At 64.3% G+C, this 13,051-nt stretch carries 16 protein-coding genes and 1 tRNA gene; 8 read left to right on the forward strand and 9 right to left on the reverse strand.

All coding sequences use genetic code 11. The features are described 5' to 3' along the window. Nucleotides 1-133: 133 nt before the first annotated feature. The 3 genes from CFB39_RS40080 to CFB39_RS00010 form a co-directional block, all read right to left on the reverse strand. Nucleotides 134-280, reverse strand: coding sequence for a hypothetical protein (locus CFB39_RS40080; RefSeq protein WP_157687156.1), 147 nt, complete (start codon nt 278-280; stop codon nt 134-136). 218 nt (nt 281-498) lie between these two features. Continuing rightward, entirely contained in the window at nt 499-1,029 is a 531-nt protein-coding gene (locus CFB39_RS00005; protein WP_179257630.1) for a cytochrome b, read from the reverse strand. Further along, nucleotides 1,029-2,123: a catalase family peroxidase gene (locus CFB39_RS00010; RefSeq protein ID WP_089471836.1), complete on the reverse strand. Its 1,095-nt coding sequence runs from the start codon at nt 2,121-2,123 to the stop codon at nt 1,029-1,031. The genes CFB39_RS00005 and CFB39_RS00010 overlap by 1 nt, the downstream gene beginning before the upstream one ends. A gap of 156 nt (nt 2,124-2,279) precedes the next feature. On the opposite strand from CFB39_RS00010, the gene CFB39_RS00015 reads away from it, so the two are divergent. Continuing rightward, a complete protein-coding gene (locus tag CFB39_RS00015; RefSeq protein WP_089424099.1) occupies nt 2,280-2,801 on the forward strand; it encodes a sigma-70 family RNA polymerase sigma factor in 522 nt (173 codons plus the stop codon). Then, a complete protein-coding gene (locus CFB39_RS00020; protein ID WP_089471837.1) occupies nt 2,798-3,556 on the forward strand; it encodes an anti-sigma factor in 759 nt (252 codons plus the stop codon). The genes CFB39_RS00015 and CFB39_RS00020 overlap by 4 nt, the downstream gene beginning before the upstream one ends. Nucleotides 3,557-3,803: 247 nt before the next feature. On the opposite strand, the gene CFB39_RS00025 is transcribed toward CFB39_RS00020, so the two are convergent. From CFB39_RS00025 to CFB39_RS40085, 4 genes are all read right to left on the reverse strand, one after another. Then, complete coding sequence (locus CFB39_RS00025; RefSeq protein WP_256991341.1) at nt 3,804-4,364, reverse strand: hypothetical protein; 561 nt, start codon at nt 4,362-4,364, stop codon at nt 3,804-3,806. A 679-nt stretch (nt 4,365-5,043) separates the two neighbouring features. Continuing rightward, a complete protein-coding gene (locus CFB39_RS00030) occupies nt 5,044-5,361 on the reverse strand; it encodes a hypothetical protein (RefSeq protein WP_089471839.1) in 318 nt (105 codons plus the stop codon). A 76-nt stretch (nt 5,362-5,437) separates the two neighbouring features. Then, the gene (locus CFB39_RS00035; RefSeq protein WP_089471840.1) at nt 5,438-6,154 is read right to left on the reverse strand and encodes a hypothetical protein; all 717 of its coding nucleotides are present in this window, start codon (nt 6,152-6,154) and stop codon (nt 5,438-5,440) included. Nucleotides 6,155-6,247: 93 nt separating this feature from the next. Next, nucleotides 6,248-6,397 carry a hypothetical protein gene (locus CFB39_RS40085; RefSeq protein WP_179257629.1) on the reverse strand — a complete coding sequence of 50 codons (150 nt, stop codon included), beginning with the start codon at nt 6,395-6,397 and terminating at the stop codon, nt 6,248-6,250. A 587-nt stretch (nt 6,398-6,984) separates the two neighbouring features. Here CFB39_RS40085 and CFB39_RS00040 point away from each other — a divergent pair. Together CFB39_RS00040 and CFB39_RS00045 are read left to right on the forward strand one after the other, a co-directional pair. Continuing rightward, nucleotides 6,985-7,061: transfer RNA gene (locus tag CFB39_RS00040), tRNA-Val, on the forward strand. Between the two features lie 308 nt (nt 7,062-7,369). Beyond that, on the forward strand, nt 7,370-7,873 hold the full coding sequence (locus tag CFB39_RS00045; protein WP_089471841.1) for a DUF2628 domain-containing protein: 504 nt from the start codon (nt 7,370-7,372) through the stop codon (nt 7,871-7,873). A gap of 117 nt (nt 7,874-7,990) precedes the next feature. Here CFB39_RS00045 and CFB39_RS00050 read toward each other — a convergent pair whose 3' ends face one another. Together CFB39_RS00050 and CFB39_RS00055 are read right to left on the reverse strand one after the other, a co-directional pair. Beyond that, nucleotides 7,991-8,872: a sigma-70 family RNA polymerase sigma factor gene (locus CFB39_RS00050; protein ID WP_089471842.1), complete on the reverse strand. Its 882-nt coding sequence runs from the start codon at nt 8,870-8,872 to the stop codon at nt 7,991-7,993. Then, nucleotides 8,872-9,348 carry a carboxymuconolactone decarboxylase family protein gene (locus CFB39_RS00055; protein ID WP_089471843.1) on the reverse strand — a complete coding sequence of 159 codons (477 nt, stop codon included), beginning with the start codon at nt 9,346-9,348 and terminating at the stop codon, nt 8,872-8,874. The genes CFB39_RS00050 and CFB39_RS00055 overlap by 1 nt, the downstream gene beginning before the upstream one ends. Before the next feature lie 564 nt (nt 9,349-9,912). Between CFB39_RS00055 and egtB the strand changes: the two genes are divergently transcribed. The 4 genes from egtB to CFB39_RS00075 all read left to right on the forward strand — a co-directional run bounded on the left by egtB (nt 9,913) and on the right by CFB39_RS00075 (nt 13,030). After that, nucleotides 9,913-11,136, forward strand: a complete 1,224-nt coding sequence (gene egtB / locus CFB39_RS00060) for an ergothioneine biosynthesis protein EgtB (protein ID WP_089471844.1) — start codon at nt 9,913-9,915, stop codon at nt 11,134-11,136. Then, nucleotides 11,120-12,133, forward strand: a complete 1,014-nt coding sequence (egtD, locus tag CFB39_RS00065) for an L-histidine N(alpha)-methyltransferase (protein WP_089471845.1) — start codon at nt 11,120-11,122, stop codon at nt 12,131-12,133. The genes egtB and egtD overlap by 17 nt, the downstream gene beginning before the upstream one ends. A gap of 296 nt (nt 12,134-12,429) precedes the next feature. Continuing rightward, nucleotides 12,430-12,732, forward strand: a complete 303-nt coding sequence (locus tag CFB39_RS00070) for a hypothetical protein (protein WP_089471846.1) — start codon at nt 12,430-12,432, stop codon at nt 12,730-12,732. Nucleotides 12,733-12,775: 43 nt separating this feature from the next. After that, nucleotides 12,776-13,030: a hypothetical protein gene (locus tag CFB39_RS00075; RefSeq protein WP_089471847.1), complete on the forward strand. Its 255-nt coding sequence runs from the start codon at nt 12,776-12,778 to the stop codon at nt 13,028-13,030. The last annotated feature ends 21 nt before the right edge of the window (nt 13,031-13,051 follow it).

Consider the following 13,051-nt stretch of genomic DNA (forward strand, 5'->3'; position numbering starts at 1 on the left):
AACCTGACTTACTTTAGTGTGAGACTCTTGATACTTTCGCTATCTGATCCGAGGATCAGCTCGCTTTCATCAAGCGCCCACACTTATCGGCTGTTAATTTTTAAAGAGCATTCTGCGAGGAACTTCGCGTTTCTCAGCAGCGCTGCGTTTTCAGCAGCAGAGAAGCGAGATTATCAACCGTTTTTTTAAATCCGTCAACAACTTTTTTAACTACTTCGTTGCGACGACTGCGGTTTAATTCCATTTGCGCTGGAGTCTTTAAAACCGACATCAACAGCACCGCTTCCCTTCTTTCCCCCGCGCTGCGTTTCCGTTAGCGCGAAAGAGGCGTGATTCTAAGCACCCGTCTCAGTCTTCGCAACCCCTTTTGTGAAATTATTTTGACATGGGGTGCCGGGGGTCGCTGAACCTCTCCAATGGTCATATATATGCGACACGGCAGAAGCAGCCCCGGTTGCCCGTGAACCGCCCCGCCGCATCGAGCCTAACCGCCGTCGCTCACCGCCCCACCATCGCCCTCACCACGCCGTCCCGCCGAATCAGCCCGTGATACAGCGCAGCAGCAAAGTGCGCGAGGAACGTCGCGAAGAACAGATAGGCCAGCACACGGTGCGCGACCCGGAGCCAGGCAAACGTCACCGGATCCGCCGCCACGATCGCCGGCAGCTGCACACCGCCGCCCAGCGTCACCGGATATCCGCCCGCCGACAGCATCGCCCATCCGATCAGCGGCATCGCAAGCATCAGCGCATACAGCACGAGATGCGACCCGTGCGCGGCAACCTTCTGCCACCACGGCAGATCCTCGGGCAATGCCGGCGGCTTCGACAGAATCCGCACCACGATCCGCACGCAAACCAGCACGAGCACGGCAATACCCAGAGGCTTGTGGATCGCCACCAGAAGCGCATGCCGCTCAGAGACAGACGCCACCATCCCCACCCCGATGAACAGCATCGCGATGATCATCGCGGCCATCACCCAATGCAGCACCCGCGCCGGCAAGCCAAACGTCGTCGAAGCCTTCATCACCGTCCCTCCCCACTCAATCGCGCCACGCCCGCTACCCCGGCCTCTTCACTCGTCCTGCGCAGATACGAATCCGCGTAAGCCGCCGACCGCGCCGGCAGCAACGGATCTCCCGACACCTGAATCCCCTGCGGCAGCACCGTCGGGTCGTAATTCACGTCGCGGCACGGCCCGCTGTCCTGCGCCTCCACGTGGTCGAGCACGAGCGTGCCCGCATCGATCGTCGTGCGCTGCGCGGGCCAGACCTTCGTCGCATCGTCCACCGGGTCGCCAGGCTCCGCCAGCGTGACCAGCAGCTTCCACTTCTGCGGACCGGCCGCGATCCGCTGCGTCACGTCCTGCTGCAACACGTTCGGGTCCGCCGCCGTCGCGACGTCGCCGGCGCCGGCCGTCTGCTCCGGCACGACGCGCCATCGCACCGCCTGGCGCTTGCCCGCCGCGTCGACGAAGTAGAACGCGTTCAACCCGTAATAGCTCTCGGTGACGTAACTCGCGCTCGGCTTCGCACCTTTGATCCACTGCAGGAACGCGGCCGTCTCCGGATGCGCGCCAAAAAACGCCTTCACCTTCGCCGGGTCGGGCTTGCCCGACTTCGGATCGGGCCGGGTCGCCATCAATTGCGCGTAGAACGCCTGCGGCGTCGCCACCGGAAACACGGGCATCGCGTTCATCCCGGTGCGCCATTGCTCGCCGTCCGGCGCGGTGAGCCTCAGCGCGAGGCTGCGGATCGGCACGCTGCTGTCGGGTGCATACGGATTCCCGCCCGGCAACGCGAACCGCCCGACTACCGGCGTGCGCACCGCCTTGAAGAACGGCGCGACCGAATACACGCTCGCCGCACCGTTGCCTTCGAAGTAACCGGTCACGCACACGCCCTTCGCGTGATTGCGCCGGAAGCCCGGGTGAATGCCGCCGCCGGCCGTCTGCAACGCGTCGACGATCCGGTGCGGGGTCAGACGCGCCGGCGCGAGCCAGCCCCCGACATACCCGAACGCCACGGCCACGCCGGCCACCGCGCCGCCGATCGCGGCCCAGCGCCACCACCCGCGCCCGGGCTCGCGCCGCGGCGAAGAAGAGGAAGAAGATCGCTCCATATATAGACTCCCGACCATCAGGTCATTGTCGAACCCGCGTAGGACGCCGCCCACGCCGCTTTATTCCACGAAAAGTTTTTTCGTATGCTGGTGGAATAAGCGGCGTCGTCCGGCGTCCTACGTGGCATCTCGACCCATTCGGCAACCGGCCCGGCCATGCCCTCCACCGCCCTCGACGACGAAGCACTGCGCGAACTCATCCCCAGGCTGCGACGCTTCGCGCTCTGGCTCGCGCGTGACGTCCACGCAGCCGACGATCTCGTCCAGTCGACACTCGAGCGCGCGCTGTCGCGCTGGTCGAGCCGCCGCGACGACGCGTCGCTGCGCAGCTGGCTCTTCACGATCCTTTATAGGCAGTTTCTCGACGGCAAGCGCAGTGCGAAGCGCTACGCGTGGCTGCTTGGGCGCATCCGCGACGACGACGAAGCGCACTGGCCGTCCGCCGAACGCGAATTCGCGGCGCGCGCGACGCTCGAAGCATTCGGCCGGCTCTCCGACGAGCAGCGCAGCCTGCTGCTGCTCGTCGCGGTCGAGGGCTTCACCTATCAGGAAGTCGCCGACCTGCTCGACGTGCCGATCGGCACCGTGATGTCGCGGCTCTCCCGCGCGCGCCAGGCGCTGCGCCAGCTCAGCGACGGCGAGCTTCCCGCTCCTTCTCTCCGGTTGATGAAGAAATGAACACGCCTCCGAACGAACACGACCTCCAGGCCTACGTCGACGGCCAGCTCGACGACGATGCGCGCGCCGCGGTCGAGCGCTATCTCGCGCTGCATCCTGAACGTGCGGAACAGGTGAAGCAATGGCAGCAGGATGCGCAGCGGTTGCGGGCCGCGCTGGAAAGCGTGCGGATGCCGGCGGACAACCCCGCGCTGGATCCGGCGGCGATTCGTGGTCGGCGCGTGGAACGCACGCGGATGCGGTTCGCGATGGCGGCTTCGTTCGTGTTCTGCGTCGGGCTGGGGACGTTCGGCGGGTGGCAGGCGCGCGGATGGAACGCGCCGCCGCCCATCGCGCCGATGAGCGATGCGGTCGAGGCTTACCGGATGATGGTGGTCGATCAAACGGCCAAGGTGGATTACCGGCCGACCGGTGCGGGAGATTTGCAGGGGTGGCTCACCCGGCGCGTGGGGGCTTCGGCGAAGCTGCCGGATTTGAGCGCGGCGGGGTTCAGGCCGGTCGGCGGGCGGTTGTTCACGACGGACAGCGGCGCCACGGCTGCGATGGTGCTCTATGAGGATGCAGCCGGAAGGACGCTGAGCTTCTATATGCGGCCGGCGGAATCGAAACATCGGCTGCTGCCGGCCGGGCAACGCGTGGATGGTGCGTTGCTCGCGCGATATGGATCGGTGAACGGGCTCAACTATGCGGTGGTCGGGCCGGCCGGGAGTCTCGCGGAGAAAGCGGTCGTGCAGGCGCTCGACCAGCAGACTTGAAGTGGCAGGATGCGCGCCCGGCTGGCGGTTGGTGGTGGCTGCCAGCGCCTTCAGTGGGGCGGTCCGGCGGGCTTGAACGGGCGCCCGCTCACCATTCACCTGCACAGCGTTTCGAGTGACTTTCCCTGGCTGTTATGCACATCGCGCCACGCCCGCGCCCTCACCTTTGGAATCACAGGGTTTCGAGTCGCCGTGGAACGGGATATCCACATCGATCACGGGTAAGCGATCTGGCTTCCAAGGCGGGCTACGATTCTGTCCGTCCAGATAGCGTCGTCACCGAGACCTGGCTGCCGGCAAGCATCTTGTTCGTCCGGCGCACGAACACCCAGTGCCAAACCCAGAGGAAAACCGCGACGCCGCCAGCGATCGAGCCAATGGTATTGGGTATCAACGAAAGAACCTGGGCAAGACACCACCCGATGCCGCTGATCCGGCCGAACGAGCGCAACCCCGACAGAGCCGGATTGATACGCGACTCCGCTTCCAGGGACTTCGCAACGTTGGAAATAATGAAGAAGTCCTCGATGAAGTTGTAGGGCAAGAGGAACATCAGCCAGACGCTGTTGGGTTCGGCCGCACGCGATCCTCGGTTGACCGATTTCAGGGTCGTCCTGAGGTCGCTCGCGTAGGCATAGACCAGCGCCAGGAATACCGCGATGACGACGATGCTGCCGATTGTTCCAAGCACTGCTATTTCGCCGAGAACGCCCCCGTCTTCGGAGGGATGGACAAGGGGATAAGCGAGCCCAAAGGCAATGGGGATGCTCAGAATGGCTTTGAGAATGGTCCATGCAGTTGCGCTCATGTGTATCGGCGGGAATCGGTGCGGTGTCACGGGCAGCATAGCGAACGGTCATCCTCGCTGGGCGACTTTGTCCTGGCATATGCCGCCTTCTCTCGCGACGCTCGCCGAGTCGGTGCCTGAACCGCACTGCGAATCGTGGAGTCGAGTGGTATGAAAGTGCGATATCCACGACCCCTGAGATAACGCGAACATCCTCGCCGAATTCGCGTACCCTCACCCGTTGAATGCACAGGATTTCGAGTGCCTTGGTTGCTCGATATCCACAAGGCATTCCATCATGACGGATCGCGCGAGCACGCTCCACATCGCCTGCGCTATTCCGGACAATCCCTGTCAGACAAGACGTTCGGGCTGATTCGCATGGTCGAATGCATGGTGCTCACCTGTTCGATGCACAGCGATTCGACTGTTGGGTATGCGAGTTGTCCACATACGCGCTGTGGACAAGCGCACGAAACCCGATGCACGTTCCGCATACCCCCCATTCTCAGCGCTTGCTTCTCTCCGTCCAGTCGCGTGCTCGAACATTCTGATCGGCTTGTCGAGGCCAACATTCGCCGAGATCCGCGCCCAGCTTGTGATCCGGGCAAACGCTCACCTTGTGTCGGCACAGCGTTTCGCATCGTTTGTGCCGCAGTTGTCCACACGTGAAGGCTGACGACCTTCACCACCTCCGAAGTCACTTGGTCAGATAAACCCTGAGAATCTCGCCGGTTTCCGGAGAAACGACGTACTTCATCGAGGTCCCGAGCGGACTCGCGTTACCGAGCCCGCGCATGCCCGGCGGCATCTTCGCCGAGAACGTCACGCTGATGACGGCGTCCTCGGGCTTCGGATCGACCTTGGCGGCACTTTCATCCTCGATGCAGATCTCGAAGTTGCGCAGGTCCTGACGGGTCTTCGCAAAATCCTCATAGGCGGACTTCAGGCCGAGCAACGTCGCGGTATTGAGCCGGACGGAACAACGATCGACCACACCGAAATTTAGCTTGCTCATGGTGTTCTCCGGATATCACGGGTTAGGGCCGATGTCGTACTGCGCGATCATGCCCATCACGATTGCTCCGTTGCGTTCACGTCCGCGTGTCGTCCTTGCGCAGACCGCTACGTTCCAGCACCTCTCGCAGGCACACCGGACACACGAGCTCACCGGCGTCCCACATCTGCACGAACGTGGCCCGATCATCGATGCGAAACGTCGATTCAACGATGTCGATGTCCGGCCCGAGCACCTTGCGCAAGAACGCTTCGTCAAACCAATGCGTGGCCCCATGCTCCACGCTGGCATTGGTCACCCGCACGACGTGACAATCGCGGATCACGTCGATCGACAAGATAGCGGCCTCGATATCCGGTGAGGTTCGCGTCGGTCGGATCAAGCCGTGCAACTCGCAGCGCGCGTCGCCGCGCGACCACTTCGCATTCGCCGCGACGACCGACGTGTCGAACGCCTGCTCTCTCGTCGTCGGTTTATAGGGCGCTTCGCCGGAGCGTACTAGCAGCTCGTCCAGGCATGCCGAACACAGATGCGCGCGCAAGCGCTCCAGCGCCGCAATTTTTGGAAACGCCTTCACGTGCGCAACGTTGTCGATGAAGGTCGCATCGACCTCGTGCTCGGCAAGTTCAGCACGCAGCATCCACATTTCCCGGCTGTATTTCGGACGATCGAGCGAAACCTTCACGAGCTCGCCGGACAAGAACTGCCCGCGCTGCCGGATGCGCGCGGCAATGCCCTTCGATGTCGTGATCCCGTTATCGCGTCCGTGGCGACCGCAGTGAATGGGGCCCATTACCCGCTCCGGTTGCGGGCAGCGCTCGCGTTGCCCAAGTTTTGCTTCGGTTCCATCGTGTCGGTCGTCATCATCCCCTGGATTCACGTTGAATCATTTGCCCTTGTAGCGGCAACACAGGACATCGGCCTCCGGGATCGACACGCGTTGCTCGAACACGATGTCGCACGGGTGTTGTTGCAACCGGCGTACGACGGCATCGATCTCGAGTGCGTCTAGCCGGGCCAACGAAGAATCACTCATCTGTCGTGAGCCTGTGCGCCAGGCCTTCGGATCCTGAATGCCGGCGATTCTACAGATACAGCGGCTCGCGCATCGTCCGATGTCCTCACAGCTTGCCGTTTCGTTTATCCGATAACTGCACGCAGTGCATATCCTGCGCGGATCACAGTCGACGGACTGTGCTTATCCAAAGGTGTTAACAGAGTTCGTATACATACGTAGTGATAGTTAACAAACCCTGTGCCTCACAGTGGATAACGTCCCTAACCCCATGAATTCTCGACGGGAAGCAGAATGCATAACCCTGGGTGCGCGACGTGAACAGCTCCCGGCAGCACAGAACAACTTTTCGTCGATTCACAGCCGCGGCGACATATCCTCAATCGTTCCACTGTGAATCCAGAGGCTTGCCGGAGGGTTATCCAAAGGGCAATGTGGATAACACCACAGCGCATCGACGCGTTTTGCTGTGATGCGAACAGGTGAAGCCAACGTTCCCGGCATCGCCACGCAACATCGATCGTCGGCCTCCGCGCACGCCGATTCAAAAAATTTTCACGAAAGGGGTTGTGCTCCTCAAAAACCCTCTCTATAATTCGCGGCTTCTTAGGCTCGTAGCTCAGTTGGTTAGAGCACCACCTTGACATGGTGGGGGTCGTTGGTTCGAATCCAATCGAGCCTACCAACGAACAAATGAAGGGGTCTGGCAGCACAACTTGCCTACAGGCAATGCGGCTCGCCAACATACAAACGCCACGCGGCAACATCGCGTGGCGTTTTTCTTTTTCCGGCCGAAACAACGCATGTCGCCCCGATGCGTTGCGCGATCCACGGCATCGCATGCTTCCTCGTCGACACCTCGATCCGCCATACAACGGCCACTTCGCCGCGCGTAGAATCGTGTGCGTATCGACGCGGCGGTTCCGACCGTTGTCCGATCTCCCACACATCAAAACAACGACGCGCGATCCGCGCGACTGAGAGCACACGACCATGTCCGACGTCACGACCGCCACGTCATCCGCGAGCAACGACGAGATCGCCGCTTACGTCGGCAAGAAAGCCGCCTGGTTCGAAAGGAAGTGGGAGATCGCCGCGTCGCGAAAGAACCGGCAGTCGTGGAACTGGGCCGCCTGTTTCCTCGGCCCGGTGTGGATGGCGTATCGATGCATGTACTGGCAGGCGGCGGCCGTCCTTGGCGCGACGCTCGCGATCACGCTGGTCGAGCTGCTGTACTTCCCGCGTTACTTCGAATCGACCACGTTCGACCCGGTCACCATCGGGATCGCGGTCACGCTCGGCTGGTGCGGGAACAGCCTCTACAGGACGCACGTCGAACGCCAGATCGAAAAACTGCGCCCGAGCGCGACGTCCCGCGAATCATTGCTCGCGCTGCTGGAAGCGCAGGGCGGCACGAACTGGCTCGCGGCAGCCGGTTTCGCGATCGCGACGCCGTTGCTGGGCTTCCTGATCTACCTCGTGGCCGGGACGTATTGATCGCAGGAGCCGGCGGCCGGCAGCCGGTAAAGCAGGGCGGCAGGGCGGCAGGGCGAAGAAAGAGGCCGCATCGCGGCCGCGCATGCGCACGGCACCTGACGCATGATCCCGCCGCACTCAATGCAGATGCTTCAACTTGTCAGGATTCCGCACGACATAGATCGCGACGATTTTCCCGTCCTCGATCTCGAGCGCCGTGGTCTGCAGCTCGCCGTCCGCTTCCTGCGTAACGAAACCCGGCAGCCCGTTGATGAACCCCGTACGCACGAGCTTCGACGCATGCGTGGCGAACAGCCTGGCCAGGTACTCGTGCACCTTCATCACGCGCTCGAAGCCGAGCACCGGGATGCCCGCGGCCGGGCGCTTGCCGCCGCCATCCGCGTGCAGGCTCACGTCCTCGGCGAGCATCGCGCCGAGCGCGCGCATGTCGCCGCTGCGTGACGCCGCAAAAAACGCCTCCGCCAATTCGATCCCGCGCTGCTTCTCGACATGGAAGCGCGGTCGCGCCTCGCGCACATGCGTGCGGGCCCGCGCAGCGAGCTGCCGGCACGCGGCCGGGTCACGCTGGATCGTCGTGGCCACTTCGTCGAACTCGAGGCCGAACACGTCGTGCAGCAGGAACGCTGCACGTTCGAGCGGCGAGAGCCGTTCGAGCGCGAGCAGCAGCGGCAGCGTGACGTCTTCCTGTTCGTCTTCCTCGACGACCGGCTCGGGCAGCCACGGGCCGACATAGGTCTCGCGCTGGTGCCGCGCGGACTTCAGCTGGTCGAGGCACATGCGCATCACCATGCGGCGCAGGAACGCTTCAGGCACGCGTACCTCGGCGCGGTCGACGTCCATCCAGCGGATGAACGCCTCCTGCACCATGTCCTCGGCATCCGCGACGGAACCGAGCATCCGGTACGCGACGCGGATCAGCGTGCGACGCAGCGGGTCGAAGCTCGCCGCCGCATCGGCCCGTGCTTCGGCGCTGCCGTTGGCCGGGTCGAGGTTCGGCATCAGGCCACCATCTTCGCGGCGGCGGCCTTTGCATCGGCCGGTTCGATCCACAGCCCGAAGCCGACCGCGAGCCGGTTCCAGCCGTTGATCACGTTGATCATCAGCGTGAGTTTCACCTGTTCCTCCTGGCTGAAGTGGTCGTTCAGCGCCGCGTAGGCCGCTTCGTGCGCCGCGTGGCCCTCCGACAGCCGCGTGAGCGCGTCGGTCCAGCCGAGCGCCGCGCGTTCGCGGTCGGTGTAGCAGGGCGCTTCGCGCCACGCGGACAGCAGGTAGATGCGCTGCTCGGTCTCGCCTTGCTCGCGGGCTTCGGCCGCGTGCATGTTAATGCAGTTCGCGCATGCGTTGATCTGCGATGCGCGGATCTTGACCAGCTCGACCAGCGTCGGCTCGAGGCTCTGCGCGGCGGCGACCGAGACGGTCATCCAGTGCTTCATCAGCGCGGGTGCGGCGGCAAACGGGTTGAGTTTCGCAGTCATGGTCCTTCTCCTTTGGTGTGGGTTCCGGTGATATGACGAGCGAGCCCCCCGCGTGTGTGACATCGACGCAAAATTTTTTTCGAAGCCGGTGAGCGGATCGGCGCGGAAGGCCGCGGGGGAAGGGCGGGCAGGGTGCTCGTCGAATGCGATAAACGCGGCGAGCATGCTTCGCGCGTCCGTGCTGGTCAGACGATTCCGCATTCGCGTCAGGGAGACGATCACGGCCGCGCGAACGCCCGCGGCGTGCGTCGATCACAACGGCCGACGCATGCACTTCGGCACGCCCCTCGATACGCGCTGATGTCAGCAATTGGCAACTGATCGGTTGCTTTCATTTACATTTATCTGCCGTTTCATCCGCATCTCGGTCAGCAACATTCACATTTCTGGCCCATACTGTTCTGCACGGGCAGATGAAGTGACGCCGCATCCGCGGCCCGGCGCGCGCGCCGGCTGCCCGACGACGCAGCAGCAGGTCGCACGTCAGCCGCGCGCATCACGCGCAAGGCTTTCCTTTTTCCGGCAACACGCAACGCAGCGAATCGCGACGTGGACGGTAAACCGATGAGCCTCCTTGCATCACAGCTTCAGCGCCGTTACCAGGACGTGCGCGCCCATAGCGTCGCGTTGACCGCGACGTTGTCCGCCGAGGATCAGGCCGTGCAGTCGATGCCCGACGCCAGCCCGACGAAATGGCACCTCGCGCATACGGCCTGGTTCTTCGAAACCGTCGTGCTGATGCGACGCGTGCCCGGCTACGCGCCGTTCAACGCGGCATTCCAGTTCCTCTTCAATTCCTATTACGAAGCGCTCGGCCCGCGCCATCCGCGGCCGCAACGCGGGCTGCTCACGCGCCCGTCGCTCGACGAGGTGCATGCGTACCGGCAATACGTCGACGACGCGATGCTGCGCGCGCTGGCCGGCGCCGACGCGGCGCTGCTCGAGACGATCGCGCCCGAGGTCGAGCTCGGGCTCCATCACGAGCAGCAGCATCAGGAGCTGATCGTCACCGACATGCTGCACGCGTTCTCGTGCAACCCGCTGAAGCCGGCGTTCCGGCCGCGCAACGGGACGGACGCGGGCGCGATGGCCGCGGGCGACGCCGGCGCGCAGCACTGGCTGCATCAGCCGGGCGGGCTCGTCGAGATCGGCCACGACGGCGAGGCGTTCTCGTTCGACAACGAACGGCCGCGCCATACGGCGTTCGTGCGGCCGTACGAGATCGCGAGCCGCCTGGTGACGAATGCGGAATTCGCGGCGTTCGTCGCCGACGGCGGCTATACGCGCCCCGAGTTCTGGCTGTCGGACGGCTGGGCCACCGTGCAGCGGGAAGGGTGGCAAGGGCCCGCGTACTGGATGCCCGACGACGACGATGCGGCCGCCACGCGCGTACGGCGCACGTTCGGCCTGCACGGCGTCGAGCCGCTCGCCCCCGACGCGCCGGTGTGCCACGTGAGCTTCTACGAAGCGGCCGCGTATGCGGAATGGGCGGGCGCCCGCCTGCCGACCGAATTCGAATGGGAAGCCGCGCTCCCCGCCGAAGGCATCCGGCAGATGCTCGGGCACGTGTGGCAATGGACGCGCTCGTCCTACGAGCCGTACCCGGGCTTTCGGCCGCTCGTCGGGGTAGCGGCCGAATACAACGGCAAGTTCATGGTCGGCCAGCAGGTCCTGCGCGGCAGCAGCATCGCGACGCCGCCCGGGCACGAACGGCCGACGTACCGCAATTTCTTTCCGCCGGCCGCGCGCTGGCAATTCACGGGAGTGCGACTTGCGCGAGACGTCTGACCAGACGGCCACGAGCGGTGGCCAGCAACCCGCCCGCGATTCGCGGCCGAGCGCGTTCGAGCGCGACCTGATCGACGGACTGTCGCGTACGCCGCGCAGCATTCCGCCGAAATACTTCTACGATGCGGCCGGCTCCACGTTGTTCGATCGCATCTGCGAGTTGCCCGAGTACTACCCGACCCGCACCGAGCTCGGCATCCTGCGCGATCGCGCGGCCGAGATCGTGCGGCGTGTCGGCCCGCATGCGGAACTCGTCGAATTCGGCGCGGGCTCGCTCGAGAAGATCCGCGTGCTGCTCGACGCGTTCGCGGGCAACTATGCGAACGCGCCGGCGCGCTACGTGCCGGTCGACATCTCGGCCGACTACCTGCACGATGCCGCCGCGCGGCTGCGTGCCGCGTATCCGTGGCTCGACGTCGCACCGATCGCGGCCGACTACACGAAGGCCGAGCAACTGGCCGAGCTGACCGCGACACCGGCGCGGCGCATCGGCTTCTTTCCCGGTTCGACGATCGGCAACTTCGCGCCGGACGAAGCCGATGCGTTCCTGCGCGACGCCGCGCGGCTGCTGCGTGGCGGCGGCTTGCTGGTGGGCGCGGATCTCGTGAAGGACGAGCGCACGCTGCACGACGCGTACAACGATGCGCAGGGCGTGACCGCGCAGTTCAACCTGAACCTGCTGGTGCGCGCGAACACCGAGCTCGGTGCGGATTTCAACGTCGACGCGTTCTCGCATTGCGCGTTCTACGACAGCGTGCGGCAGCGCATCGAGATGCATCTCGTCAGCGACGTCGCGCAGACCGTGCATGTACGCGGCCACGCGTTCCGCTTCGAGGCCAGTGAACGCATCCACACGGAGAATTCGCACAAGTTCACGATCGACGGCTTCCATGCGATCGCGCGCCGCGCAGGATTCGCGCCCGATACCGTGTGGACCGACGCGGACAACCTGTTCAGCGTGCACTGGCTGCGCAGCGTCGACGATATCCGCGCGTGATGCGCGTGCTTGCGAACCGCTCGCGTGCGGTGCGGGCGGTTCGCTTTCGGTGTTTTCCAATACTCGCCGGCGCGTGCCGATCCCCCGGTTTCGTGCCGAAAATCCCGTTTTTACCGGTCCGATGCCCCGCTGCAACGGTGTTTGGAATGCGGCCTCTTCCTTGTCCCGCAAGGCTTTGCGGGAACCCGTAAACGTCCGTTACCTGTCTCGCATACCCGTTTCACCTGTGTCTGTGTCCGGTGCCTAGACTCCGAACCGTATTCACATGACGCACGACACGTGCAGGGAGTTGCGAGATGAACAAGAAACTCATTCTCGGTGCAGTTCTCGGTGTAGCGGCGCTGGCAGCTTCGGGCGTCGCATCGGCCCACGTCGACCTGTCGGTCGGCATCGGTGTACCCACCTATGTGGCGCCGGCGCCCGTCTACGTGGCGCCGCCTCCGCCCGTCATGTACGCGCCGGTCGGCTATCGCGACGACGGTTGGCGTGGCGACGGCTGGCGTCAGCGCGAATGGCGCGAACACGAGTGGCGCCGCCGTGAATGGCGCGAGCACGAGTGGCGCGATCGCGGCGGCTGGCGTGGCGGCCGTTGGGATTGAGCGAAGCGGCCCGACTTGATCTCCACACGAGGAGAATGAAAACATGACGCCCATTCGACACATCAGGCTGTATGCCACCGCGGCCGTCGTTGCGCTTGCCACCATCGGCAGCGCGCACGCGGCGGGCTGCATGAAGGGCGCGGTGGTCGGCGGTGTGGCCGGCCACTATGCGGGGCACCACGCGGTCGTCGGCGCGGTTGGCGGTTGTATCGTCGGCCACCACATGGCGAAGAAGCACGCGCAAGAAGAGGCCGCGCAGCACAAAGCCGCCGCGCAGGGCATGCAGCCGGCGCAGTAAGCATCATCGTCACCGGGGCGG

The sequence above is a fragment of the Burkholderia sp. AU6039 genome, assembly GCF_002223365.1.
Lineage (GTDB): Bacteria > Pseudomonadota > Gammaproteobacteria > Burkholderiales > Burkholderiaceae > Burkholderia.

Excerpts from the sequence above, each read along its gene's own strand:
- CFB39_RS00005 (WP_179257630.1), bottom strand. The coding sequence starts at position 1,029 with ATGAAGGCTTCGACGACGTTTGGCTTGCCGGCGCGGGTGCTGCATTGG.
- CFB39_RS00010 (WP_089471836.1), bottom strand. The coding sequence starts at position 2,123 with ATGGAGCGATCTTCTTCCTCTTCTTCGCCGCGGCGCGAGCCCGGGCGC.
- CFB39_RS00015 (WP_089424099.1), top strand. The coding sequence starts at position 2,280 with ATGCCCTCCACCGCCCTCGACGACGAAGCACTGCGCGAACTCATCCCC.
- CFB39_RS00020 (WP_089471837.1), top strand. The coding sequence starts at position 2,798 with ATGAACACGCCTCCGAACGAACACGACCTCCAGGCCTACGTCGACGGC.
- CFB39_RS00025 (WP_256991341.1), bottom strand. The coding sequence starts at position 4,364 with ATGAGCGCAACTGCATGGACCATTCTCAAAGCCATTCTGAGCATCCCC.
- CFB39_RS00030 (WP_089471839.1), bottom strand. The coding sequence starts at position 5,361 with ATGAGCAAGCTAAATTTCGGTGTGGTCGATCGTTGTTCCGTCCGGCTC.
- CFB39_RS00035 (WP_089471840.1), bottom strand. The coding sequence starts at position 6,154 with ATGGGCCCCATTCACTGCGGTCGCCACGGACGCGATAACGGGATCACG.
- CFB39_RS40085 (WP_179257629.1), bottom strand. The coding sequence starts at position 6,397 with ATGAGTGATTCTTCGTTGGCCCGGCTAGACGCACTCGAGATCGATGCC.
- CFB39_RS00045 (WP_089471841.1), top strand. The coding sequence starts at position 7,370 with ATGTCCGACGTCACGACCGCCACGTCATCCGCGAGCAACGACGAGATC.
- CFB39_RS00050 (WP_089471842.1), bottom strand. The coding sequence starts at position 8,872 with ATGCCGAACCTCGACCCGGCCAACGGCAGCGCCGAAGCACGGGCCGAT.
- CFB39_RS00055 (WP_089471843.1), bottom strand. The coding sequence starts at position 9,348 with ATGACTGCGAAACTCAACCCGTTTGCCGCCGCACCCGCGCTGATGAAG.
- egtB (WP_089471844.1), top strand. The coding sequence starts at position 9,913 with ATGAGCCTCCTTGCATCACAGCTTCAGCGCCGTTACCAGGACGTGCGC.
- CFB39_RS00070 (WP_089471846.1), top strand. The coding sequence starts at position 12,430 with ATGAACAAGAAACTCATTCTCGGTGCAGTTCTCGGTGTAGCGGCGCTG.
- CFB39_RS00075 (WP_089471847.1), top strand. The coding sequence starts at position 12,776 with ATGACGCCCATTCGACACATCAGGCTGTATGCCACCGCGGCCGTCGTT.